This is a genomic window from Nocardia asteroides, assembly GCA_019930625.1.
GTDB classification, from domain to species: domain Bacteria; phylum Actinomycetota; class Actinomycetes; order Mycobacteriales; family Mycobacteriaceae; genus Nocardia; species Nocardia sputi.
Genome location: CP082844.1, coordinates 2,093,621 through 2,118,922 on the forward strand (window position 1 = coordinate 2,093,621; position 25,302 = coordinate 2,118,922).

Below are 25,302 nucleotides of genomic sequence, written 5' to 3' on the forward strand. Positions count from 1 at the left end.
TACTCTGGGCTCCCGTGACCGTCGCATCGTCCCCCGGTAACTCCGTCCATTCCGCCTCACAGTTCGATCTGATCGTCGTCGGCTCCGGATTCTTCGGGCTGACCGTTGCCGAACGCGCCGCCACCGTGCTGGGTAAACGGGTTCTGGTGATCGAACGGCGCCACCACCTCGGCGGTAACGCCTACTCGGAGCCGGATCCGGAGACCGGGATCGAGATCCACAAGTACGGCGCGCACCTGTTCCACACGTCCAACAAGCGAGTGTGGGACTACGTCACCCAGTTCACCGAGTTCACCGGCTACCAGCACCGCGTCTTCGCGATGCACAAAGGTCAGGCCTACCAGTTCCCGATGGGCCTGGGTCTGGTCTCCCAGTTCTTCGGCCGCTACTTCTCGCCGGAGGAAGCGCGCAAGCTGATCGCGGAGCAGGCCTCGGAGATCGAGACCAAGGACGCGCAGAACCTCGAGGAGAAGGCGATCTCGCTGATCGGCCGCCCGCTCTACGAGGCGTTCGTGCGCGACTACACCGCCAAGCAGTGGCAGACCGACCCCAAGGAACTGCCCGCGGGCAACATCACCCGGCTGCCGGTCCGCTACACCTTCGACAACCGCTACTTCAACGACACCTACGAGGGCCTGCCGCGCGAGGGCTACACGAAGTGGCTGGAGAACATGGCCGCCTCCGATCTGATCGAGGTGCGGCTGAACACCGACTGGTTCGAGGTGCGCGAGCAGCTGCGCGCCGAGAACCCGGACGCGCCGGTCGTCTACACCGGGCCGCTGGACCGCTACTTCGACTACAGCGAGGGTGAGCTGGGCTGGCGCACCATTGATTTCGAGACCGAGGTGCTGCCGGTCGGCGACTTCCAGGGCACCTCGGTGATGAACTACAACGACGCGGACGTGCCCTACACCCGCATCATCGAGCCCCGCCACTTCCACCCCGAGCGCGACTACCCCGCCGACAAGACCGTGATCATGCGGGAGTACTCGCGGTTCGCGCAGACCGGTGACGAGCCGTACTACCCGATCAACACACCGGAGGACCGGGCGAAACTACTGGCCTACCGTGAGCTGGCCAAGAAGGAGACCGCGGCGGCGAAGGTCGTCTTCGGCGGCCGCCTCGGCACCTACCAGTACCTGGACATGCACATGGCCATCGGCAGCGCGCTGAGCATGTTCGACAACGTGCTCCAGCCGCACCTCGCCGACGGCGCGCCGCTCGTGGACCAGGAGGCTTAGGAGCACGATGACCGCCCAATCCATTCTGGAAGACATGACCACCGAGACCCGTGCGAAGTCGCTGTTGCAGCGCATCATCCTGCCCCGGCCGGGTGAGCCGCTGGACGTGCGCACGCTCTACGTCGAGGAGTCGCAGACCAACGCCCGGCGCGCGCACGCGACCACGCGCACGTCGCTGTCGATCGGCGCGGAGTCCGAGGTCTCGTTCTGCACCTACTTCAACGCGCTGCCCGCGAGCTACTGGCGGCGCTGGAGCATCCTCTCGTCGGTGGTGCTGCGGCTGGAACTGGCCGGTCACGGCCGGGTGGACATGTACCGCTCCAAGGCCGACGGCTCGCGAATCCACGTGCAGGGCAAGGAATTCGCGGTCGCGACCGGCGCCGACTCGGTGGTGGTGGAATTCGAGACCGACCTGGCCCCGTTCGAGGACGGCGGCTGGATCTGGTTCGACATCACCACCGACACGGCCGTCACGCTGCTGTCCGGCGGCTGGTACGCGCCGGTCGAGGCGCCCGGCGAGGGCAGCATCGCGGTCGGCATGCCCACCTTCAACCGGCCCACCGACGCGGTGAAAACTCTCGCCGCCCTCGGCTCGGATCCGCTGGTGCTGGAGAAGATCGAAGCCGTCATCATCCCCGACCAGGGCACGAAGAAGGTCGTCGACGAGCCCGGATTCGCGGAATCGGCGGCGGCGCTCGGTGATCGCCTGTCCATCCACGACCAGCCCAATCTCGGCGGCTCCGGCGGCTACAGCCGGGTCATGTACGAGGCGCTGAAGACCACCGACGCCGAGTACATCGTCTACATGGACGACGACATCGAGATCGAGCCCGACTCGATCCTGCGCGCGCTGGCCTTCGCCCGCTTCGCCAAGTCGCCGGTGCTGGTCGGCGGCCAGATGCTCAATCTGCAGGAGCGCTCGCACCTGCACGTGATGGGCGAGGTCGTCGACCGCGGCATCTTCATGTGGACCGCCGCGCCGAACGTCGAGTACGACCACGATTTCTCGAAGTACCCGCTCAAGGACCGGGACAACTCGAAGTTGCTGCACCGGCGCATCGACGTCGACTTCAACGGCTGGTGGACCTGCGTGATCCCGCGCCGCGTCGCCGAGGAACTCGGCCAGCCCCTTCCGCTGTTCCTGAAGTGGGACGACGCGGAGTACGGACTGCGCGCCCGCGCCGCCGGATACCCGACCGTCACCCTGCCCGGCGCGGCCGTGTGGCACATGGCCTGGAGCGACAAGGACGACGCCATCGATTGGCAGGCGTACTTCCACCTGCGCAATCGCCTGGTCGTCGCCTCGCTGCACCTGCCGGGTAACGGGCGCGCCATGGTCGTCAACACGATCAAGGCCACGCTGAAGCACTTGCTGTGCCTGGAGTACTCGACGGTCGCGATCCAGAACCTGGCCATCCGCGACTTCCTCGCCGGACCCGAACGGCTGTTCCAGCTGCTGCCCAGCGCGCTGGGCGCGGTGCACGAACTGCGCAAGCAGTACCCGGACGCGGTGATCCTGCCCTCCTCCACCGAACTGCCGCTGGCCAGCCACATCGGCGTCGGAGCTGTCGGCGAGCCCGCCAACCCGATCGCCAAGGTAGTCCGGCTGGCCAAGGGCGTGGTGCACAACTTCCGGCCCGCGCACACCGATCATCACCAGACCCCGCAACTGAACGTGCCGACGCTGGACGCGCGCTGGTTCCTGCTCTCGCAGGTGGACGGCGTCACCGTCACCACGGCCGACGGCCGCGGCGTCGTCTACCGCAAGCGTGACCCCCGCCAGGCGCTCGGCCTGTTCAAGGAGGCCATGCGCCTGCGCAAGGAGCTGGCCGCCCGCTTCCCGGAGATGCAGCAGCGCTACCGCGCCGCCCACCCGCAGCTGACCAGCACCGCGGCGTGGGAGAAGGTCTTCGGCATCGACACGAAGGGTGAGCAGCAGTGAGTCTCGGAGCGAGCGCGGCCGACGACGCGGCGGTGAGCCTGCCGCCGCAGCGCGCGAACGGCCACGGCGGCCCGGTATCCGCGCCTCCTCTGGACGAGCGTGCCACGACCGCGCCCCCGGAAGTCGCGATCATCAACGCCGTGCAGGCCGCCCTCGGCGGCAAGCCCGCCGTGGTGTCCGCCGCGCGCGGCATGTCGCACTTCGGTGAGCACGCGCTCGGCTGGATCGGCATCGCCGCCGCCGGCTGGCTGGTGGACAAGCCGCGGCGCAGACAGTGGGCCGGGGTAGCGGTCGGGGCGGTCGGCGCGCACGCGGCCTCGATCGTGATCAAGCGCGTCGTTCGCCGTCCGCGCCCGAACGACCCATCGGTGCAGGTCAACGTGGGGACGCCGAGCAAGTTGAGTTTTCCGTCCTCGCACGCGACCTCGACCACCGCGGCGGCCGTGTTGCTCGGCAGATTGACCGGGCTACCCTTGCCAGCGGTGCTCGTCCCCCCGATGCTGCTTTCCCGGGTGGTCCTCGGGGTGCACTACCCCTCCGACGTGCTCGCCGGTTCCGCGCTCGGCGCCGCGTCCGCCGCCGCCCTGCTCGCCGCCGAAAAGAGACTCGACAGTGACCGCACAAGAAAGAGCCTTGGTTGACATGAGTGAAGAGCCGACCGGCGCCGACCTCGCCGAGGCGGTAGTCAAGGGTCCGCCCAAGACGCTGGCCGGCGGTCTGTTCAAGGCAGTCCGTCCGCGGCAGTGGGTCAAGAACGTCCTGGTGCTCGCCGCCCCACTGGCCGCGGGCACGGCCACCGACGTCAACGTGCTCGCGCCCGTCGGCATCGCCTTCGTGGTGTTCTGCATGGCGGCCTCGGGCATCTACCTGGTGAACGACGCGCTCGACGTGGAAGCCGACCGGGCGCACCCGACCAAGCGGTTCCGGCCGATCGCCGCGGGCGTCGTCCCGGTGAACCTGGCCTACCTGCTGTCGGCGGCGCTGCTGGCCGGATCGATCGCGGGATCCTTCCTCGCGTCCTGGCAGCTGGCCGTCGTGATGGCGGTCTACATCGGTATCCAGCTGGCCTACTGCTTCGGACTCAAGCACCAGGCCGTGCTGGACATCTGCATCGTGTCCTCGGGCTTCCTGCTGCGCGCCGTTGCCGGTGGCGCGGCGGCGGATATCGAGCTGTCGCAATGGTTCCTGCTGATCATGGCGTTCGGCTCGCTGTTCATGGCGGCGGGCAAGCGCTACGCAGAACTGCAGATCGCGCTGGGCACCGGCGCCAAGATCCGCAAGTCGCTGGAGTACTACACGCCCACCTACCTGCGCTTCATCTGGACCCTGGCCGCGACGGCGGTGGTGGTGTTCTACGGGCTCTGGGCGTTCCAGCAGGACGGCATCAAAGACACCAACTGGTTCGCGATCTCGATGATCCCGTTTACCATCGCAATCCTGCGTTACGCGGTCGACGTCGATGGGGGCGAGGCCGGAGAACCAGAGGAGATCGCGCTGGGGGACCGAATCCTCCAGTTCCTCGCAATCGCCTGGATCGGAGCGGTAGGTGTCGCTGTCTATCTCACCTGACGAGATGCTGGTGGCGGAGCAAACGGAATACGCGGCGGGGCGGTCGGCCGATGAGCCGACGGGCTCCGTGTCGCGGTTCGTACGTCTATCCCGAGCCACGTTCGTCGGTGGGATCGTCCTCACCGTTGTCCTTTTCGCGATCGGAGGCTGGCAGCGGCGGTGGATCGCCGACGACGGTCTCATCGTGCTGCGCACCGTGCGCAACCTGCTGGCGGGCAACGGTCCCGTCTTCAACGCGGGCGAGCGCGTCGAAGCCAACACCAGCACCGCGTGGACCTATCTGGTCTGGTTCTTCAGCTGGCTGACCCAGGCGCGGCTCGAGTACGTGGTGCTGGGCGTCACGCTCACGGTGTCGCTGGCCGCGGTCGTGTTCGCCATGCTCGGCTCGGCGCGGCTGTGGGGCGGCACTCGCGCCGGGCTGTTGCTGCCCGCCGGTGTGCTGGTCTACATCGCACTGCCTCCGGCCCGCGACTACGTCACCTCCGGCCTGGAGAGCGGTCTGGTGATCTGCTGGATCGGCCTGCTGTGGTGGCAGCTGATGCGCTGGAGCCAGGCGAAGAGGGTGCGCCTGCCCGGCCTGCTCGGAGTGGTCTTCCTCGCCGGGCTCGCTCCGCTGATCCGTCCGGAGATGACGCTGGTCGGCGCGCTGGCGCTGTTGATGATCTTCCTGGCCCCCATGCCGGAGAGCAGGCTGCGGCCGATCGTGCTGCGCGCGGCGATCGTCGCGGTGGCCGGGCTGGTCCCGCTGGGCTACCAGATCTGGCGGATGGGCTACTACGGCCTGCCCTACCCGAACACCGCCGTCGCGAAAGACGCGGGCGGCGCCAAGTGGGGGCAGGGATTGACCTACCTCTGGGACCTGGTCGGCCCGTACTTCCTGTGGGCGCCGCTGCTGGTGCTGTTGCTCGCCGGTGTGCTCGCCGCACGCGGGCGCGCGGGCGGGACCGCGGACTCCGATGGCGAACAGACGCGCGGATGGTCCGTCGGCCGAGTTCGGGAGCGGCTGCGCTCGCCGGGTGCCGTGGTCGCTCTGGTCCTCGTGAGTGGTTTTCTCCTGACCTTGTACGCGCTGCGGGTCGGCGGCGACTTCATGCACGGCCGAATGCTGCTGCCGCAGCTGTTCCTGCTGGTGCTTCCGGTCGCGGTCCTTCCGATCCGGGTGCCCGTCGGCGGTGTGCGCGCGGACTGGTCCTTCGCGGCGCTGGCGGTCGCGTTCGTCGGCGTCGCGGGCTGGGCGCTGTTCGCTGCCGACACCACCGCGATCAAGACCGGCACCAAGATCACCTCGACCGGCATCGTCGACGAGCGCGTGTACTACGTGCTCAACACCGGGCACGATCACCCGATCCTGGCCGAGGACTACCTGGACTATCCGCGCATCCGCGCGATGGTCAACGACATCACCGCCAGCCCGAACGGCGGCCTGCTGCTCAATTCGCCCTCGTTCATGTTCTGGTATGTGGCTCCGCCGCCCCAGCCCATTCCGGCAGGTGGCGCCGGGCACACGGTCTACTTCCTGAACCTCGGGATGACCAGCATGAACGTCCCGCTGGACGTGCACGTGATCGACCCGATGGGCCTGGCCTACCCGCTGGCGGCGCACACCGACCGGCTCGTCGACGGCCGGATCGGGCACGACAAGAGCCTGTACCCGGACTGGGTGGTGGTGGACACCGGCATGGTGGACAAGAAACCGTGGATGCCCTGGTATCTCGACGAGAAGTGGGTGACCCAGGCGCGCACCGCGATGTCCTGCCCCGATACCCAGGCGCTGCTGATCTCCTCCCGCGACCCGCTCACCTTCGAGCGCTTCCGGCACAACGTACGCAACGCGCTGCGGTTCGCGAAGTACCGCATCGACCGGGTACCGAAGTACGAGATCCAGCGGTGCGGACTGGCCGATCCGTTCCCGCAGCCGATCGCGCAACGCTGAACCGAGGAAGTACGCCGGGCCCGGAGCACGCCGCCCCATGGCCCGTCGTGCGGGTTCGACAAAAGTGGCGTACGCCGCTTTATCTCTTTTTGATAACGCCGCCGTGTCGGTACCGATATACGCTACGACCGTATGCCCGGCCTGGCGTCCATGGGTCGCGGGCATCGGCGGGTTACCGTGTGGACGGCTTGCCGCTGTCGCTTGTGAAAAACGAAAGGTCGAAACTGATGCGAGGCGTTAACGGGCGTCGTCTTAATACTCGAAAAGCAGGGTCCTGGCTCAAGCGGTCCGTGCTGGTGTCGCTGGCTGTTCTGCTGCCGCTCGGGGCGTCGGTGGCAGGCCCCGCCGTCCCGGCGTCCGCGGCGTTCAATCCGGATGGCTTCGACTTCTGGGTCGATTCCGAGATGGGGCCGATCAAGTCGCGCGTCTTCCGCGCCGCCGACGGCAACACCGGGCGCGTGGTGTACGCGCTGGACGGTATGCGGGCGCGCACGGATCTCAACGGCTGGGAGATCGACACCGAAGTCGTGCGCGAACTCACCAAGTGGAACATCAACGTGGTCATGCCGGTCGGCGGCCCGTCCAGCTTCTACGCCGACTGGAACGGTCCCAGCGACTTCTTCGGCCTGGGCAGCTCGGGCTCCTCCTCCACCGGCTCGGCGAACTCCGGCTCCGGCCTGCTGACCGGTTCCGCGGGCGGACCGGGCAAGGCCAGCACCTACAAGTGGGAGACCTTCCTCACCAACAACCTGCGCTGGGCGTTGCGCGACCGGCTCGGGTTCAACCCGAACGGCAACGGCGTGTTCGGCCTGTCCATGGGCGGCAGCGCCGCGCTCACCTTGGCGGCCTACCACCCCGACCAGTTCCGTTACGCCGGTTCGTACTCCGGTTACCTGAACATCTCGGCGCCGGGCATGCGCGAGGCGCTGCGTGTCGCGATGCTGGACGCAGGCGGTTTCAACATCGACGCGATGGCGCCGCCGTGGGGCCCGCAGTGGCTGCGGATGGACCCGTTCGTGTTCGCGCCGCGACTGAAGGCCAACAACACACGCCTGTGGGTCTCCGCCGGTAGCGGTCTGCCGACCGCGGCCGACGGCCTGAGCTTCAACACGCTCAACGCGATGGGTCTGGAAGCGCTGGCGCTGGCCAACACCCGGGCCTTCCAGGTCCGCATGCTGACTCTGGGCGCGAACAACGTCACCTACGACTTCCCGGCCGTGGGTGTGCACAACTGGAACTACTGGGCCGAAGAGGTCTACCGGATGATTCCGGATCTGTCCGCGAACATCGGGTAATAAGCCCGTAGTCGAGACCCGAAGACCGCTTTGCGCCACTGGCGCAAAGCGGTCTTTTCGGCTTTCGGAGGGTGATCCGTGGCTACGTCGGCAACGAATGGAAGAGAAAACGGCTTCGGTAGTTGTGGTCTGGATCACCGTCCAGCAACATGAAGGCATTCGTCGCCGATTGATAGGCGAACAACATGCACTGAGGTCGACCCGTCCGCGACTCGGTGGAGGTCGCGTCCCGGTGTCCGATGAGGGTGCTGGTGCAGATCGCTAGATATTTGCCGATCAGGCCGCCCGAGGGAAAGGTCGAATGTGATGCGAAGTGCGGGCAGGAAGCGCGGACCCGATAGGTCCCGAACCGCCGGTTCGTGGTTACGGCGGTCCGTCCTCGGCGTCGCGGTCGCGATGCTCTTGCCGCTCGGCACGACCATCGCGGGCACCGGTGCCACGGCGTCGGCGGCGTTCAACCCCGCCGCCTTCGACTTCTGGGTCGAATCCGGCATGGGGCCGATCAAGACCAGGATCCTGCGCGCCGCGGACGGCAACACCAATCGCGTCGCCTACGTGCTGGACGGCATGCGTGCGCCGGAGAATCTGAACGGCTGGGAGATCGAGACCAACATCCCGGAAGTACTGGCCAGCTGGAACATCAACGTCGTCATGCCGGTCGGCGGCATGTCGAGCTTCTACGCCGACTGGATCGCGCCGAGCGAATTCTTCGGCATCCCGGCGGGCAGCGGCTCCAGTAGCGGTTCCGGCGGTCTGAACGGGTTCGCGGGCGGGCCGGGCAAGAGTTACCGGTACCAGTGGGAGACCTTCCTGACCAACAACTTGCGCTGGGCGCTGCGCGACCGGCTCGGGTTCAACCCGTATCGCAACGGCGCCTTCGGTTTGTCGATGGGCGGCAGCGCCGCGCTGACCCTCGCGGCTTACCACCCGGACCAGTTCAGCTTCGCGGGCTCGTTCTCCGGCTACCTGAACAACTCGGCGCCGGGCATGCGGGAGGCGATTCGCGCCGCCATGTTGGACGCGGGCGGCTACAACGTGGACTCGATGGCCCCACCGTGGAGCCCCCAGTGGCTGCGCATGGACCCGTTCGTGTTCGCGCCCAACCTCGTCCGCAACGGCACCCGCCTGTGGGTCGCCGCCGCCAGCGGCCTGCCCGCCGCCACCGACCCACCGAGCTTCGGAACCCTCAACGGCATGGGACTGGAGACCCTGGCGCTGGCGAACACCCGCGCGTTCCAGGTCCGTATGTCGACGCTGGGCGGCGGCAACGCGGTCTACTCCTTCCCCCCGTTCGGAATTCACGCCTGGAACAACTGGTCCGACGAGGCCAAGCGAATGATCCCGGATATGTCGGCGCACATCGGCTGAGTTCGATTCGCGGCGTGTGTTGGTTTCGCGGCGCCTGTGTGGGTTTGCAGCGCCTCGGCGCTGCGTGTTCGCGGCCCTCTTATGGCTCGTGTCCGAACGGGCGAGATTCGCGACTTCGTCGCATGCGCTTCGCCCGCCCGGACACGAGCCGGCCGCGAACGGCGCTCGTAAGACTCGCACCCGAGAGGGTTCCGATGGTGCGAATCTCGCGCTTTTGCTCAGGTTTACCGGCAAGAACGGCGTTCGTTGGATTGTCGGATTGTGCTGGTCGGTGAGCCCTACTCGAGAGTTGATGCCGGAGGCGCTGGATGACGCATGGGTGCCAGGAGTGGTCGAGCTACGGGCTCGGCCGCCCCGGCGGGGCCTGCCTAGCGTTTGCTATGTGATCGCTGATGTATGGTCATCGGTGGTAGTAGTTGTTTGCTCGAGGTTCGCAGCGTGGCAATCACAGCAGATCTCGGGCCCGATCACGGTCCGGTCACGGGCCGGAAGCGGGAATGCATCCCGGTCTCCTGGACGCGCGTCCGGGCAGCCTGGTGTGGCCGATGTCGGGATTGCGAAGATCTCGGGTCGGTGACAGTTCTCGCCCGGAGCGCAAATATCTTGCGATCCAGGACGACATCACCGGGAGAACGCGATAAGGTCACCGCATCATTACCTTGCGTGAACGGATGGATTTCGGCCAGTGGAAAGACCCCGGATCTTGCTAAAGCGATGGGCGTCGAATATCGTCCAGCGAGCGCAAGTGTGACCAGATCGTTGTAGCGCCGTCACGGAATCGGATTGTCGGGACCGGGTCCGTGACGCGCGTCTCGTTGGCAACACGGGTGCCGCTTCGCCCCTCGGGTGGCGGATGGCACCACAACAGCAGAAAGAGAGCAGGATTCATGCGTTTCGGCAGGGCGGCCGCGCCGAAGAGAACACCGTCGGGACGGCGAGGCGCGCCTCGTAGTTGGCGTAATCGAATTCTGGCTGTCGGTGCCGCCGTACTGGCGCTACCGACCGCCGCAGGCCTGGCGACCCCGACTCTCGCCACCGCGGCGCCGTCGGCGCACGCACCGGTGTTGCGAGCACCCGCGGGTGGCTTCGAGGATCTGATGGTCCCCTCGAGCATGGGCCCGATCAAAGTCCAGGTGCAGTGGGCCTCGCGCGGCGGCAACGCGGCGCTCTACCTGCTCGACGGTCTGCGCGCTCGCGACGACCGCAACGCCTGGTCGTTCGAGACCAACGCGTTGCAGCAGTTCGCAGGCGACAACATCACCCTGGTGATGCCGGTCGGCGGCCAGTCCAGCTTCTACACCGACTGGTACGCGCCGTCGAACCTCAACGGCCAGAAGACCACCTACAAGTGGGAGACCTTCCTCACCAAGGAACTCCCTGCCTTCCTGGAGGGCTACGGCGTCTCGCGCACCAACAACGCGGTCGTCGGCCTGTCCATGGGCGGTAGCGCGGCGCTCGCTCTCGCGGCCTACCACCGCGATCAGTTCAAGTTCGCCGCCTCCTACTCGGGCTACCTGAACATCTCCGCGCCGGGTATGCGCGAGGCGATCCGCATCGCGATGCTGGACGCCGGCCGCTACAACGTCGACTCGATGGCGGCGCCGTGGAGCTCGCAGTGGCTGCGGATGGACCCGTTCGTGTTCGCGCCGCAGCTGCGCGGTCTGCCGATGTACATCTCGGCGGCCAGCGGCCTGCCGGGTCAGTTCGATCAGCCGAACTCGGCGGTCGGGGTGTTCAACACCGGTAACGCCATGGCGCTGGAAGCCCTGTCGCTGGTGAACACCCGCGCGTTCCAGGCTCGCCTGAACTCGCTGGGTATCCCGGCCCGGTTCGACTTCCCGGCCGCGGGCACCCACTCCTGGAAGTACTGGGAGGGCCAGCTGTTCGCCTCGCGCAACATGATCCTGGACGCCACCGGCGCCTGGTGATCTGAGCCACCTGCACGCATTCAGGCCGCACCGATTCGGTGCGGCCTGAATTGCGTTCGGGGGCAGTCCCGATCGCGACATAGCGAACAGAGTTTGCTGCGCAGCGCGTGTCTTCAGTGATCATTGCTATAACGAGAGTACAAAGCTCTTGTGGCAGGGATTATGCGCGGTAGCTGGGGCACATGTGGGCGTCTCGGCGTTCGGTCGGCACGCGAGCGGCTCATGCTGCTCGCCACCGCACTGGTTGTCCCCCTAGCCGCGAGCATGTCCGTCGAGGCTCCCGCCGCCGCGGAACCCACGGTGGCCGCGGCCGCGCCCGCGCTCGAGAAGGTGCGGTGGCTCAGTGACCGTCGCGTCGCGGTGTGGGTGACCTCGCCGTCTATGGGCGTGCCGATCCAGGTGCAGCTGCTTCTGGCCAGGGACTGGAACGCCCGCCCCGAGGCCCGTTTCCCCGTCCTGTTCCTGCTCGACGGCCTGCGTGCGACCGAGGACGAGAACGGTTGGACGAAGGAGGCGGGGGCGGTCGATTTCTTCGCCGACAAGAACGTCACCGTCGTGCTGCCGGTCGGCGGGCAGTCCAGCTTCTACTCCGACTGGCTCGAGCCGGACAACGGCCGCACCTACAAGTGGGAGACCTTCCTGACCAAGGAGCTTCCGCCGCTGCTCGAGAGTCACTGGCGGGCGACGAACGTGCGGGGAGTGGAAGGTCTGTCGATGGGGGGCACGGCCGCGATGTTCCTCGCCGCCCGCAATCCCGGGTTCGTGCGGCACGCCGCGTCGTACTCCGGCTTCCTGACCACGACGACGCTGGGCATGCCACAAGCTATCGAGTTCGCCATGCGCGACGCGGGCGGATTCGACTCCGCCGCCATGTGGGGCCCGCAGACCGGCCCGGCGTGGGAGGCACACGACCCGTACGCGCTGGCCGACAAGCTGCGGGGGGTCAGTCTCTACGTCTCCAGCGGCAGCGGCGCGATCGGTCCCTACGACCAAGCCCTGGGCATTCCGGGAATCAGCACCAACGTCGCGGGCATGGGATTGGAGATCCTGTCCCGGCTCACCTCGCAGAACTTCGTGACCAAGCTGTCCAAGCTGGCTATCCCGGCCCAGGTGAACTACCGCCCCTCCGGTACCCATTCCTGGCCGTATTGGGATTTCGAGATGCGTCAGTCCTGGAACCAGGCGGCGCTCGCGCTGGGCGTCGACCAGGGCAAACCGAACTGCCAGACCAGCGGCGCGATCGGTGCGGTGGCCGCCGCGACCGGCTGGCTCGGTGAATGCCTCACCGGCGAGTACGCGGTGGCGGGTGGAACGGCTCAGGACTTCAAGGGCGGCCGGGTGTTCTTCACCCCGGACAGCGGCGCGTACCCGGTCGGCGGCGTGCTCGGCGCCGGTTACCAGGCGGCCGCCGGACCCACCGGCGCGCTCGGGTTGCCGACCAGCGAGGAGCGCGCGCCGGCGGACGGCCGCGGCAGGTTCCAGACCTTCCAGCACGGCTCGCTGTACTGGACGCCGCAGACCGGCGCGCACATGGTCCGTGGCGCGATCCTCGAGGAGTGGGCCAAGCAGGGGTTCGAGCGCGGCCCCGCCGGCTACCCGATCGCACCGGAGATCAGGACGCCGAGCCGCGACGGTGCGGTGCAGGCGTTCGAGAACGGTCCGTTCTACTACAGCCAGGGCACCGGCGTGCACCGTGTCCAAGGACTCATCTTCGACAAATACGCCCAGTTGGGCTTCGAGAACAGCCCGCTCGGATTCCCGCTCGCCGAGGAGCAGGCGCTGAGGGATCTGGGCCGGTTCAGCCGCTTCGAGGGCGGCAACATCTACTGGAGCCCGGTGTCGGGCGCGTGGGCGGTCCGCAATGGCCCGATCCTGGACGCCTGGCGCGAGACCGGTTACGAGAACGGCAAACTGGGCTATCCCACCGGTGACGAGTTCCCCATCTCCGAGGGCTTGCAGCAGAACTTCCAAGGAGGATTCATCACGGTGCGCGACGGCAAAACGGAAGTCCACAGCCTGTGAGAGCCGGTCGAGACACGATGCGAGATCACCCGCCACGTGACGGACGCAGCCCGGCTCGAACACGAGCTATGAGAGGCCCGCGAACGCGCCGTGCGAGGGCGCGGCAAATCAGACACAGCTAGCCTGGGGGGCGACCCGACCCCCGCTCAGCGACAGATCGAGGACAAGAATTCATGCATCGGACCCGTGGAAAGGTATTCGGCGTGGTTGCGGCGATCGCTGCGACCGGCCTGCTCGCCGCGTGCGGCGACAATGATTCGACCGCGACGAGCACGCCGACGCCTACCCGCACCACGGCGGCGGCGACAACGACGCCGTCTGCCGCGCCGTCGCCCGCCGATACGGGGCAGCCCGCTCCCGCGCCGGAGGAGCCGCCCACGACGACCGTGGCGCCCGAGCGCCCGCAGCCGGTGCCGACCGAAGCCGTCCCGCCCGCGGACACCTCCAAGCTCACCGACAAGGACAAGCGGTTCCTCGACGAGCTGTCCAAGCAGGGTGTCACGCCCTCGACCCCGGACATCGCGCTGAGCATCGGCGCCTACGTCTGCCAGGGCACCGCCGCAGGCGCGTCCGACCAGGATCTGATGACCTTCGTCAACGCCATGGCGGGTTCCGATCCGTCCTTCGATCCGGCCAAGATGCCGGTGGAGAAGGCCGGGCAGATCTACATCTCGACCGCTCGCGCCACGTACTGCCAGTGAGTTCGCGTGCCCGTTCGACCTCCCGCCGGTCCAAGCCGGCGGGATGTCTCGTCGCGGTCGGCGTCGTCCTGCTGATCGTTCTGGTGGTCCTGCTGCTGTGGTATCTGCTCGCGGGGCGTTTGCGCCCGCCCGGCCCGGGGCCGAAGCCGCCGGAACGGCCGACCTCGCAGCCCGCCAGCTGTCCGGACGTGCAGATGATGTCGGTGCCCGGCACCTGGGAGTCGAACAGCTTCGACGATCCGCACAATCCGACCGCCAATCCGGTGTCGCTGATGCTCAATGTCACCGGCCCGATCGCCCAGCGGTTCCCGAGTGACCGGGTGGAGGTATACACCGTTCCGTACGTCGCGCAGTTCTCCAATCCGGTCGCGATTCCGCCGGACGGCCAGCAGTCCTACAACAACAGCCGATCCGAGGGCACGCAGCGGATGATCGACGTCATGGCGGCACGTCACCGGGAGTGCCCGTTGACGACGTACGTGCTCGCGGGATTCTCCCAGGGCGCGGTGATCGCGGGTGACGTCGCCGCGCAGATCGGCGCGGGCGACGGCCCTGTGCCCGCCGACCTGGTGCTCGGCGTGGCTTTGATCGCCGACGGACGCCGCACCGGGGAGAACGGTCCGGGCCACGCGATCCAGATCGGCACGCCTCCGCCCGGGGTGGGTGCCGAAGTAGCGCTGAGGGGGTTGAACGTGCCCGGCATCACGATGACCGGTCCGCGTCAAGGGGGCTTCGGCGCGCTGGCCGATCGCACCTACACGATGTGCGCGCCGGGCGATCTGATCTGCGACGCGCCGCGGGAGGCACTGAGCCCGTGGAACATCCTCGGCAGCGTGAACGCCCTGGTCCGCGCGGCGGGGAACCCCGTGCACGCCCTCTACAACGGTTTCGTCGTAGACGGCGACGGCACCACCGCGACGCAGTGGACGGCCAACTGGGCCGCGGGTCTCATCGAAGCAGCGCCGCATCCCCCTCATTCGTGAAAATTCACAGGCCGTGAGATACCCCGCACCCGATTGGCGTGACAAGCGCAACTCGAGTCGGGAAGCACGCTGTAAAGTGCGCTGGTGATCGCGACGCCGGGCGCCAGCGCAGCGCAGACCGAGGGCGGGCGTCGCGCCCGTATTTTCCTTACAGCCAGGAGCATGAGTTCATGACAGAAGCCGCCGCACCGGCCACCACGGAGAGCCGTGACGCGGATGCTGCGTTGACCGCGCTGGGCACTCCGCTGCGCCCGTTCCGCTTCGCGGCGGCCGGCGAGGGAAACAAGCAGGAGGGCGGTGCGCGCAAGTTCGTGCAGACCGCTCAGCAGGCCGAGGAGTACGGCTTCGACACCTTCGTGGTGCCCGATCACCTCGGCGAGCAGATCGGGCCGATCGCGGCGCTCGGCGCGCTGACCCAGGCCACCGAGAAGATCCGGCTCGGTACGTCGGTGCTGGCGAACGGCTTCCGCTACCCCGTCGTGCTGGCCAAGGATCTGGCGACCATCGACGTGCTGTCCAAGGGCAGGCTCGAGGTCGGCCTCGGTGCGGGCTGGATCAAGGAGGAGTTCGAGAACGCGGGCATTGCCTACGAGTCGCCAGGTGTCCGGCTGGAGAAGCTGGACGAGGCGCTCACCATTCTCGACGTGCTGCTGCGCGGCCAGGAGTGCACCTTCGAGGGCAAGCACTACCAGGTCCGCGGCATCAAGGGGACGCCGCGGCCGCGGCAGGGCCCGCGCCCGCCGATCTGCACCGGCGGCGGCGGTCCGAAGATGCTGCGCCTGGCCGCCAAGCACGCCGACATCGTCTCCGTCGTTCCGGTGACCACCAAGAACGGCAAGGGCCTGCTCTCCGGCATCACCATCGAGAAGGCCGTGGAAAAGGTGAATCTGATCAAGGAGGCCGCCGGTGACCGGTTCGCCGACATCGAACTGAACTGGGCCATCACCGCCGTCGTGATCACCGACGATCGCGAGAAGACCGCGGAGATGGCGTTGTCGGCGTTGGACCGGGGACTGCACCCGAACCTGGAGGTCGACGTTCAGCTGTCCGTCGAGGACATCCTGAACTCGCCCTACGTGGCGATCGGGACATTCGAGGAGATCGCCGAGCAGATCCGCCGTGTGCGGCAACTCACCTCGATGTCCTACGTCGGTGTATTCCCCACCCAGATGGACGCGTTCGCCCCCGTTATTCCCCTGCTGCGGGACGAGTGAGCCGGTCTTCTCTGTAACATGACCCTGGTTTGAGTACATCTAGCCGATAGCGGTCACCGCGCAGACCGCACAAAATCTGCAGGCCGGCTCTGCACTTGGAGCACCCGCGGGCGAAAGCGAGTCGGGGCCTCACAGGTAAAAGCGGCGTTCTCGCCGTCTTGCTGCGTGTGCCTCGGAGGAGAAGAAGGAATGGAAGAGACTTTCGACGACTACCTGGACGAAACCGGGAACATCCGCATTCCCGAGGATCACACCCTGGTTGATCACGTCGAGAAGCACACCCGGAACGACGCGAACACCCTGGCGTATCGCTACATCGACTACTCGCGCGAGCGCGACGGCGAGGCGCAGGAGCTGACGTGGCGTGAGTTCGGTATTCGGCTGCGCGCGGTGGCCGCTCGACTGCAGCAGGTGACCAACCCGGGCGACCGGGTCGCGATCCTCGCGCCGCAGGGCTTGGACTACGTGATCTCCTTCTTCGCCGCGATCTACGCGGGCACCATCTCGGTCCCGCTGTTCGACCCGGACGAGCCCGGTCACACCGATCGCCTGCACGCGGTGCTGGGCGACTGTGAGCCCTCGGCCATCCTGACCGCGAGCTCCTCCGCGGCCGGGGTCCGGCAGTTCTTCCGCTCGCTGCCCGCCGCCCAGCGCCCGCGCATCATCGCGGTGGACGCGATCCCGGACAGCGTCGGCGAGAGCTGGGTGCGGCCGGACATCGCGATCGACGACATCGCCTACCTGCAGTACACCTCGGGCTCCACCCGGGTGCCCGCCGGTGTCGAGATCACCCACCGCGCGGTGGGCACCAACCTGCTGCAGATGGTCGACGCGATCAACCTGGACTGGAACTCGCGCGGCGTCACCTGGCTGCCGCTGTTCCACGACATGGGCCTGCTGACGGTGATCCTGCCCGCCGTGGGCGGCAAGTACATCACCATCATGTCGCCGAGCGCGTTCGTACGCCGCCCCTACCGCTGGATCAAGGAACTGGCCGCGGTCTCCGACGGCGCCGGAACCTTCGCCGCCGCGCCGAACTTCGCGTTCGAGCACGCCGCGGCGCGTGGTCTGCCGAAGAACGGCGAGTCGCTGGATCTGTCCAACGTCATCGGCCTGATCAACGGCAGCGAGCCGGTGACCACCTCGTCGATGAAGAAGTTCAACGAGGCGTTCGCCCCCTACGGTCTGCCCAAGACCGCGATCAAGCCCTGCTACGGCATGGCCGAGGCGACGCTGTTCGTCTCCGCCACCAAGGCCGAAGACGAGGCGAAGGTCACCTACGTCGACCGCAAAGAGCTCAACGCGGGCCGCATGGTGAAGGTCGACCCATCCCACGAAGACGCGATCGCGCAGGTGTCCTGCGGTTATGTCGCGCTCTCGCAGTGGGCGACGATCGTCGATCCGGAGTCGGTGGAGTCCGGTGGCGGCGGCCGGGAGCTGCCCGACGGGCACGTCGGCGAGATCTGGCTGCACGGCAACAACATGGGCATCGGCTACTGGGGTCGTCCCGACGAGACCGCGGCGACGTTCCAGAACAAGGTCACCGAGCGCCTGCCGGAGGGCAGCCACGCCGAAGGCACCGAGCCGGACGCGAACTGGATGCGCACCGGCGACTACGGTGTGTACTTCGAGGGCGAGCTCTACATCACCGGCCGCGTCAAGGACTTGGTGATCGTGGACGGCCGCAACCACTACCCGCAGGACCTGGAGTTTTCCGCGCAGGAGGCAAGCACCGCGCTGCGGCCCGGCTTCGTCGCGGCCTTCTCCGTGCCCGCCAACCAGCTTCCGCCCGAGGTGTTCGAGCAGGGCAGCCATTCCGGCCTCCAGTTCGACGCCGACGACGCCTCCGAACAGCTGGTCATCGTGGGCGAGCGGGGTCCGGGTGCGGGTAAAGCCGATCCGCTGCCCATCGCCGACGCGGTGCGCGCGGCGGTCTCGCAGCGCCACGGCGTGACCGTTCGAGACGTGCTGCTGGTGCCCGCGGGCTCGATCCCGCGCACCTCCAGCGGCAAGATCGCCCGCCGCGCCTGCCGGGCGGCCTATCTGGAGGGAACGCTGCGGGGTGGTTACACCCAGCAGGCTTTCCCCGATGCACCGGAAGAGTAATTGCCAGGGGCGGCCTCGGACCGACCATCGACGCTCGGCGCCGACCTTCCCACGCGCCGGGCGTCATTTCACGGTACGCCCGGTACGCAGACAGGTAGCTTGAGGAATTGATGGCTGACAACGAGGGCACGCCCCCCCAGACGACCGACACCCCGTCCGCGGAGACCGTCGCCGACGCGGCGGCCCCGGCCGCGTCCGCCACGGGCGGCGCGCCGACCGACATGTCGGTGGCGGAGCTGCGTGAGTGGCTGCGGCGCTGGGTCTCCGAGGCGACCGGGCAACCGATCGAGCAGATCACCGTCGACCGGCCGATGGAGGAGTTCGGGCTCGCCTCGCGCGATGCCATCGCCCTCGGTGGCGACATCGAGGAACTGACCGGCGTGATGCTGAACGCGACGATCGTGTACCAGCATCCGACCATCGCCGCGCTGGCCGAGCGGATCATCAACGGTGAGCCGGACGTGCCGGAGGAATCCAAGGACGACGCCTTCTACACCGCGGGCTACCGTCCCGGCGAGGCGCACGACATCGCGATCGTGGGTCTGTCGACCCGACTGCCCGGCGCGGGAGACACCCCCGAGTCGACGTGGGATTTCCTCATCGGCCGCGGTGACGGCATCCGGGAGCGGCCGGAGGGACGCTGGTCGGAGTTCATGGCCGAGCCGCAGCTGGCGGAAGCGATCGAGAAGGCCAACACCAAGGGCGGCTACCTCGATCAGGAGGTCGTCAAAGGCTTCGATGCCGAGTTCTTCGCCATGTCGCCGGTCGAGGTCGAGCGGGTCGATCCGCAGCAGCGCCTGATGATGGAGCTGACCTGGGAGGCCCTGGAACACGCCCGGATTCCGGCCAGCGATCTCAAGGGCGAGCCGGTCGGCGTGTTCATCGGCTCCTCGGGCAACGACTTCATGCTGCTCGCGGCGCTCGGGCTGGGTAGCGAGCGCGATCCGAACGTGCCTGCGTCGGCCGAGGCGTACGCGATCATGGGCAGCGTCAGCTCCATCATCCCGAACCGGGTCTCCTACTTCTTCGACTTCCGCGGCCCGTCGGTGGCTGTCGACACCGCGTGCTCGTCGACGCTGGTCGCCGTGCACGAGGCGGTGCGGGCGCTGCGCAACGGCGAGGCCGACCTGGCGCTGGCCGGTGGCGTGAACATGCTGCTCGCGCCCATGGCCACGCTCGGTTTCGACGCCAACGGCGGCGTAGCCAAGGACGGCCACATCAAAGCGTTCTCCAGCGACGCGGACGGCATGGTCCGTTCCGAGGGCGGCGGGCTGGTGGTGTTGAAGCGCCTGGCCGACGCCGAGCGCGACGGCGACACGATCTACGCCGTGATCAAGGGATCCGCGGTCAACAACGACGGCCGGTCCAACGGCCTGCTCGCCCCGAACCCGGACGCGCAGGCCGAGGTCCTGCGCCGCGCCTACCGGGACGCGGGCATCGCACCGTCCTCGGTCGACTACATCGAGGCGCACGGCACCGGCACGCTGATCGGTGACCCGATCGAAGCGGACGCGCTGGGCCGGGTGGTGGGCCGGGGGCGTGACGCCGACAAGCCCGCGCTGCTCGGTTCGGCCAAGACCAACTTCGGTCACCTGGAGTCGGGCGCCGGTGCGGCGAGCCTGGCGAAGGTTGTGATGTCGTTGCAGCACAACGTCATCCCGCCGAACATCGGCTTCGCCGGCCCGAACCCCTACATTCCATGGGACCAGGCGCACCTGAAGATCGTCGACGAACCCACCGAGTTCCCGCGCTACAGCGGCAAGGCCACCATCGGTGTCTCCGGCTTCGGCTTCGGCGGCACCAACGCGCACATCGTCGTGCAGGAGTACGTGCCTGCCGCGGCCGAGACCCAGGCGCCGTTCTCCGAGCTCGAGGCACAGCTGGACGAGGAAGCGCTGGAAGACCGGGAAGCGGAATCCGACGCCATCGACGCGGTGGCCGAGGCGGCCGTCGAAGCCGCCGCGCCCGTCGCCGAATGGACCTCCGAGCGCACCGAGCCGCTGCCGCAGATTCTGCCCGTGTCGGGTTACCTGCCGTCGCGTCGCCGCCGCGCGGCCGCCGAGCTGGCCGACTGGCTGGAGTCCGAGGCGGGCGCGCGAACCCCGCTCGCGGACGTGGCGCGGTCGCTGGCCAAGCGCAGTCACTGGCGTTCGCGTGGCGTGGTGCTCGCCAAGACACACGAGGAGGCGATCGCGGGACTGCGCGCCATCGCGGCGGGCAAGCCGGGTCCGGGCGTCTTCACCGCCGACGCGCCCGCGGCCATGGGACCCATGTGGGTGCTCGCCGGTTTCGGCGCGCAGCACCGCAAGATGGGCAAGCAGCTCTACCTGGAGAACTCGATCTTCGCCGAGGCCGTCGACGAGGTCGACGAGCTGGTGCAGGACGAGGCCGGATACTCGGTGCGCGAGCTCTTCCTGGACGACAGCCAGGACTACAACGTCGGCACCTCGCAGGTCGGCATCTTCACCATCCAGGTCGGCTTGGCGGCTCTGCTGCGCGCGCACGGCGCGGAGCCCGAAGCGGTGGTGGGCCACTCCATGGGCGAGGTCGCGGGCGCGTACATCGCCGGTGGTCTCGCACTCGAGGACGCCGTGCGCGTGATCTGCGCCCGTTCCCGCCTGATGGGCGAGGGCGAGCAGATGATCAGCGACGACGACGTGCGCAACATGGCGCTCATCGAGTACAGCGCCGACGATGTCGCGAACCTGCTGCCGGACTACCCGGACGTCGAGGTCGCGGTGTACGCGGCGCCGACCAACACGGTGATCGGCGGCCCGCAGGAGCAGGTCGCGGCGATCGTCGCGCAGGTGGAGGCGGCGGGCAAGTTCGCAAGGGTGCTGCAAACCCGCGGCGCGGGCCACACCTCGCAGATGGATCCGCTGCTCGGCGAGCTGGCCGCGGAACTGGCCGGCATCGAGCCGACCAAGCTGAAGGCCGGTCTGTACTCGACGGTGCACAAGGAGCAGTACTTCCGCACCGGCAGCGACCCGATCCACGACGAGGACTACTGGGTCAAGAACATGCGCCACAGCGTGTACTTCACCAACGCGGTGAAGCTCGCGGTGGACGCGGGCCACACCACGTTCCTGGAGCTGGCGCCCAATTCCGTCGCCCTCATGCAGGTGCTGGGCACCACTTTCGCGGCGGGCGTGCACGACGCGCAGCTGATCCCGACGCTCAAGCGCAAGGAGGACGAGTCCGCGGGCGTCATCGCCGCGCTCGCCCAGCTGTACGTGCACGGGCACAAGGTGGACCTGTTCTCGCTGCTCGGCCCGGGCGATTACGCCGACGTGCCGCGAACCACGTTCGTGCGCAAGGAGTACTGGCCGAAGGTCCGGTTGTCCACGGGTGGCAACGGCCGGGTTCCCGGCGCGCACGTCGCGCTGCCGGACGGCAGGCACGTGTGGGAGGTGCAGGCGTCCGCCGTGACCGATCTCGCCGCGTTGGTGACAGCCGCCGCGGCGCAGGTGCTCGGCGACGTCTCGCTGGGCGCGGCGATCCCGCACGCGCCGATCCCGGCCGCGGGCACCCTCACCACCACGCTGACCCCGCATCCCGGCGGCGCCTCGGTGCAGGTCCACGCCAAGGAGGGCAACGCCTTCCGCTCGGTGTTCGACGCCGTCGTCACCTCCGGCGCCCCGCTGCCGGAACTTGTTGCGGCCGAGCCGATTCCGGCGATTGCCGCGCAGACGCAGGGCGATGCCGACATCGAGGTCGTGGAGACCTTCGGTGACCGCTGGGATCCGAACGGCACGCAGACCGTCGAGGAGCGGCTCGCGCTGATCGTCGCGGAGTCCATGGGTTACGCGGTCGAGGATCTGCCGATGGAGATCCCGCTGATGGAACTCGGTCTGGACTCGCTGATGGCGATGCGCATCAAGAACCGCGTCGAGTACGAGTTCGACATCCCGCAGTTGCAGGTGCAGGCCGTGCGCGACGCCAGCCTGCACGAGGTCGGCAAGGTGCTGCGGTACGCGATCGAGCACCGCGACGAGGTGCAGGCGATCGCCGAACAGCAGGCCGCCGACAAGGCGGCGGGCGGCGCCGGCGAGTTGACCGTCGATGCCGACTTCATCGCCACGGCTCGTGCCGCCCTGGCCACCGGAGCCGACCCGGTCGCCGCGGTGGCGGGCGCGTCGCCGGACGCCGGTACGGCCGGGGAGGTCGATGCCACACCGGAAAGCGCGGTCGCAGAGGCCGATTCGGCTCCCGCGGCAGCGACTACGCCGGATGCGAACAGGGCTCCCGAAACCGACACTGCTCCCTCCGCCTCACCGGTTGCCCAGGCGGCTCCGGCGGCGGTGTTCGGCGGCGCGCAGCAGCCCACCGACGAGGACGACGTCCCGCCGCGCGACGCCGCCGAGCGCCTGACCTTCGCCACCTGGGCGGTTGTCACCGGTAAGTCGGCCGGAGGCATCTTCAACACGCTGCCGATCCTCGACGAGGACACCGCGGAGAAACTGGCCGCGCGCCTGACCGAGCGGGTCAAGGCCGAGGTCACCGTCGACGACGTGCTCGACTGCGAGACCATCGAGCAGCTCGCCGACATCGTCCGCGAACTCCAGGACAGCGGCGCGGATGTGGACGGTTTCGTCCGTCCGTTGCGACCGCGCGCGGAGGGCTCGAACGCCGTGCCGGTGTTCGTGTTCCATCCGTCGGGTGGGAACACGCTGGTGTACGAACCGCTGATGAAGCGACTGCCCGCCGAGACGCCGATGTACGGCTTGGAACGGGTCGACGGGTCGATCGAGGAACGGGCGCGCCAGTACCTGCCCGAGCTGCGCAAGATCCAGGGTGACGGTCCGTTCGTGCTGTACGGCTGGTCGCTGGGTGCGGTGCTGGCCATGCAGACCGCCCAGTTGCTGCGCGCCGAGGGTGCGGACGTGCGCATGGTCGGCCTGATCGATCTGGCCATCCCGACTCAGGGCGAGGACAACAGTCCCGAGGAGCGCGTGCGCCGGATCGAGCGCTACCAGGCGTTCGCCAAGAAGACCTACGGTGTCGACGGCGAGCTGGACCGTGATCAGTTGGAGACGCTGGCAGCGGCCTCCGACGAAGAACAGTTCAAGATGATCAGCGACCTGATCAAAATCAGTGGCGCGAAGATCCCCGGTGGCGTGCTCGAACACCAGCGCACCTCGTGGATCGATAGTCGCCATCTCGCTCGGACGCAACCCTCGCACTACGACGGCAACGTCGTGCTCTACCTCGCCGATCGCTATCACGACGGGATGATCGAGCTCGAGCCGCGCTTCGCCGACCGAGTGCCGAACGGCGGCTGGGACGAGTACATCCCGAATTTGGAGGTCGTCCACATCGCCGGCGACCACCTGCAGATCATCGATGAACCGCGGATCGGGAAGATCGGAGCCGACCTGACCGCGAAGCTCGCCGCGATCGAGGCGAAAGGGGCCAAGTGAGCACTACTGCCGAAAAACTCGCCGACCTGCGCAAGCGACTGGAACTAGCGCAGGAACCGGCGGGTGAAGCGGGGGTCGCCAAGCGAGCGAAGAAGGGTATCCCCAGCGCCCGCGACCGGATCAACATGCTGCTCGATCCGGGAACCTTCGTGGAAATCGGTGCGCTGGTGCGCAAACCGGGTGATCCCGCCGCGCTCTACGGCGACGGCGTGGTCACCGGGCACGGCCTGGTGGAAGGCCGGCCGGTGGCGGTGTTCTCGCACGACCAGACCGTCTACGGCGGTTCGGTCGGCGAGATGTTCGGGCGCAAGGTGGCCGGGATCCTCGAGTACGCGGCCAAGGTCGGGTGCCCGGTGGTCGGTATCAACGACTCCGGCGGCGCGCGCGTGCAGGAGGCGGTGACCTCGCTGGCGTGGTACGCCGAGCTGGGGCGGCGGCAGGAGCCGTTGTCCGGTCTGGTTCCGCAGATCTCGATGATCCTCGGCAAGTGCGCGGGCGGCGCCGTCTACGCGCCCATCAACACCGACGTGGTGGTGGCGACCGAAGAGGCGTACATGTTCGTCACCGGGCCGAAGGTGATCCGGGAGGTCACCGGCGAGGACGTGAGCCTCGAGGAACTCGGCGGCGCGCGCAGCCAGGCGGAGTACGGCAACATCCACCACGTCGCCAAGGACGAGACGGCCGCGTTCGAGTGGGTGCGCGATTACCTGAGTTACCTGCCCACCAGCTGCCAGGAACTGGCGCCGATCGTCAATCCCGGCTTGGAGCCGGAGACCACCGACAGCGACCTGGAACTGAACTCGATCGTCCCGGACTCCGACAACGCCGGGTACGACATGCACGAGATCCTGTTGCGCATCTTCGACGACGGCGCCTTCCACGAGGTCGGAGCGTCGGCGGGCCGCAACGTCATCACCGGGTTCGCCCGGGTGGACGGACGCAGCGTCGGTGTGGTCGCCAACCAGCCGATGGTGTACGCGGGCGCGCTGGACGCGCGTGCCTCGGACAAGGCAGCGCATTTCGTGCGCCTGTGCGACGCGTTCGAGATCCCGCTGGTGTTCGTTGTCGACACGCCCGGCTTCCTGCCCGGCGTGGAACAGGAGAAGATCGGCGTCATCAAGCGTGGTGGCCGCTTCCTGTTCTCCTACGTCGAAGCGACGGTGCCTAAGGTCACCGTGGTGATCCGCAAGTCCTACGGCGGCGGTTACGCCGTGATGGGCTCCAAGCAGCTGGGCGCCGACGTCAATTTGGCCTGGCCCACCGCGCGGATCGCGGTCATGGGCGCCGAGAGCGCGGTCAGCTTGATCGGGGCCAAGCAGATCGACGCCGCGCCGGAGGACCAGCGCGCGGCGATTCGCCAGCAGATGATCGATTTCTACAACGCCACGGTGGCGACGCCGTGGGTGGCCGCCGAGCGCGGATACATCGATGCGGTCATCGAGCCGTCGACGACCCGGCTCGAACTGCGTCGCGCGCTACAGCTGTTGCGGGACAAGTCGCTTGCCCGTAACCCGCGCAAGCACCACCTGCTGCCGCTGTAGCATCCGGAACACGATCGGGCCGCAACCCCTCTGAGGTGC

15 protein-coding genes are annotated in these 25,302 nt (G+C 68.0%); all 15 read left to right on the forward strand.

Translation table 11 applies throughout. The annotated features are described in order from the left end of the window. Nucleotides 1-14: 14 nt before the first annotated feature. The 15 genes from glf to K8O92_09645 all read left to right on the forward strand — a co-directional run bounded on the left by glf (nucleotide 15) and on the right by K8O92_09645 (nucleotide 25,263). Nucleotides 15-1,241 (forward strand): UDP-galactopyranose mutase, encoded by a 1,227-nt coding sequence (gene glf, locus K8O92_09575; GenBank protein ID UAK34115.1) that lies wholly within the window; start codon nucleotides 15-17, stop codon nucleotides 1,239-1,241. A 7-nt stretch (nucleotides 1,242-1,248) separates the two neighbouring features. Next, on the forward strand, nucleotides 1,249-3,183 hold the full coding sequence (locus tag K8O92_09580) for a glycosyltransferase (GenBank protein UAK34116.1): 1,935 nt from the start codon (nucleotides 1,249-1,251) through the stop codon (nucleotides 3,181-3,183). An 89-nt stretch (nucleotides 3,184-3,272) separates the two neighbouring features. Continuing rightward, nucleotides 3,273-3,824 (forward strand): phosphatase PAP2 family protein, encoded by a 552-nt coding sequence (locus tag K8O92_09585; GenBank protein UAK35562.1) that lies wholly within the window; start codon nucleotides 3,273-3,275, stop codon nucleotides 3,822-3,824. A 1-nt stretch (nucleotide 3,825) separates the two neighbouring features. After that, entirely contained in the window at nucleotides 3,826-4,752 is a 927-nt protein-coding gene (locus K8O92_09590; protein UAK34117.1) for a decaprenyl-phosphate phosphoribosyltransferase, read from the forward strand. 112 nt (nucleotides 4,753-4,864) lie between these two features. After that, nucleotides 4,865-6,685: a hypothetical protein gene (locus K8O92_09595; protein ID UAK35563.1), complete on the forward strand. Its 1,821-nt coding sequence runs from the start codon at nucleotides 4,865-4,867 to the stop codon at nucleotides 6,683-6,685. Nucleotides 6,686-6,912: 227 nt separating this feature from the next. Beyond that, the gene (locus tag K8O92_09600; GenBank protein ID UAK35564.1) at nucleotides 6,913-7,980 is read left to right on the forward strand and encodes an esterase family protein; all 1,068 of its coding nucleotides are present in this window, start codon (nucleotides 6,913-6,915) and stop codon (nucleotides 7,978-7,980) included. 306 nt (nucleotides 7,981-8,286) lie between these two features. Continuing rightward, nucleotides 8,287-9,348, forward strand: coding sequence for an esterase family protein (locus tag K8O92_09605; GenBank protein ID UAK34118.1), 1,062 nt, complete (start codon nucleotides 8,287-8,289; stop codon nucleotides 9,346-9,348). Between the two features lie 965 nt (nucleotides 9,349-10,313). Beyond that, nucleotides 10,314-11,276 (forward strand): esterase family protein, encoded by a 963-nt coding sequence (locus K8O92_09610; GenBank protein ID UAK35565.1) that lies wholly within the window; start codon nucleotides 10,314-10,316, stop codon nucleotides 11,274-11,276. A 222-nt stretch (nucleotides 11,277-11,498) separates the two neighbouring features. Continuing rightward, the gene (locus K8O92_09615; protein UAK34119.1) at nucleotides 11,499-13,298 is read left to right on the forward strand and encodes an esterase; all 1,800 of its coding nucleotides are present in this window, start codon (nucleotides 11,499-11,501) and stop codon (nucleotides 13,296-13,298) included. A 173-nt stretch (nucleotides 13,299-13,471) separates the two neighbouring features. Beyond that, a complete protein-coding gene (locus K8O92_09620) occupies nucleotides 13,472-13,999 on the forward strand; it encodes a DUF732 domain-containing protein (GenBank protein ID UAK34120.1) in 528 nt (175 codons plus the stop codon). Further along, nucleotides 13,996-14,982: a cutinase family protein gene (locus K8O92_09625; protein UAK34121.1), complete on the forward strand. Its 987-nt coding sequence runs from the start codon at nucleotides 13,996-13,998 to the stop codon at nucleotides 14,980-14,982. Before K8O92_09620 ends, K8O92_09625 begins: the two co-directional genes overlap by 4 nt. A 224-nt stretch (nucleotides 14,983-15,206) precedes the next feature. Continuing rightward, nucleotides 15,207-16,196, forward strand: coding sequence for an LLM class F420-dependent oxidoreductase (locus K8O92_09630; GenBank protein UAK35566.1), 990 nt, complete (start codon nucleotides 15,207-15,209; stop codon nucleotides 16,194-16,196). A 189-nt stretch (nucleotides 16,197-16,385) separates the two neighbouring features. Continuing rightward, nucleotides 16,386-18,302 (forward strand): AMP-binding protein, encoded by a 1,917-nt coding sequence (locus K8O92_09635; protein UAK34122.1) that lies wholly within the window; start codon nucleotides 16,386-16,388, stop codon nucleotides 18,300-18,302. Between the two features lie 110 nt (nucleotides 18,303-18,412). Then, complete coding sequence (locus K8O92_09640; protein UAK34123.1) at nucleotides 18,413-23,722, forward strand: type I polyketide synthase; 5,310 nt, start codon at nucleotides 18,413-18,415, stop codon at nucleotides 23,720-23,722. Beyond that, complete coding sequence (locus K8O92_09645) at nucleotides 23,719-25,263, forward strand: acyl-CoA carboxylase subunit beta (protein ID UAK34124.1); 1,545 nt, start codon at nucleotides 23,719-23,721, stop codon at nucleotides 25,261-25,263. The genes K8O92_09640 and K8O92_09645 overlap by 4 nt, the downstream gene beginning before the upstream one ends. Nucleotides 25,264-25,302: the final 39 nt, after the last annotated feature.

Excerpts from the sequence above, each read along its gene's own strand:
- K8O92_09620 (UAK34120.1), top strand. The coding sequence starts at position 13,472 with ATGCATCGGACCCGTGGAAAGGTATTCGGCGTGGTTGCGGCGATCGCT.
- K8O92_09640 (UAK34123.1), top strand. The coding sequence starts at position 18,413 with ATGGCTGACAACGAGGGCACGCCCCCCCAGACGACCGACACCCCGTCC.
- K8O92_09590 (UAK34117.1), top strand. The coding sequence starts at position 3,826 with ATGAGTGAAGAGCCGACCGGCGCCGACCTCGCCGAGGCGGTAGTCAAG.
- K8O92_09600 (UAK35564.1), top strand. The coding sequence starts at position 6,913 with ATGCGAGGCGTTAACGGGCGTCGTCTTAATACTCGAAAAGCAGGGTCC.
- K8O92_09635 (UAK34122.1), top strand. The coding sequence starts at position 16,386 with ATGGAAGAGACTTTCGACGACTACCTGGACGAAACCGGGAACATCCGC.
- K8O92_09605 (UAK34118.1), top strand. The coding sequence starts at position 8,287 with ATGCGAAGTGCGGGCAGGAAGCGCGGACCCGATAGGTCCCGAACCGCC.
- K8O92_09580 (UAK34116.1), top strand. The coding sequence starts at position 1,249 with ATGACCGCCCAATCCATTCTGGAAGACATGACCACCGAGACCCGTGCG.
- K8O92_09615 (UAK34119.1), top strand. The coding sequence starts at position 11,499 with ATGCTGCTCGCCACCGCACTGGTTGTCCCCCTAGCCGCGAGCATGTCC.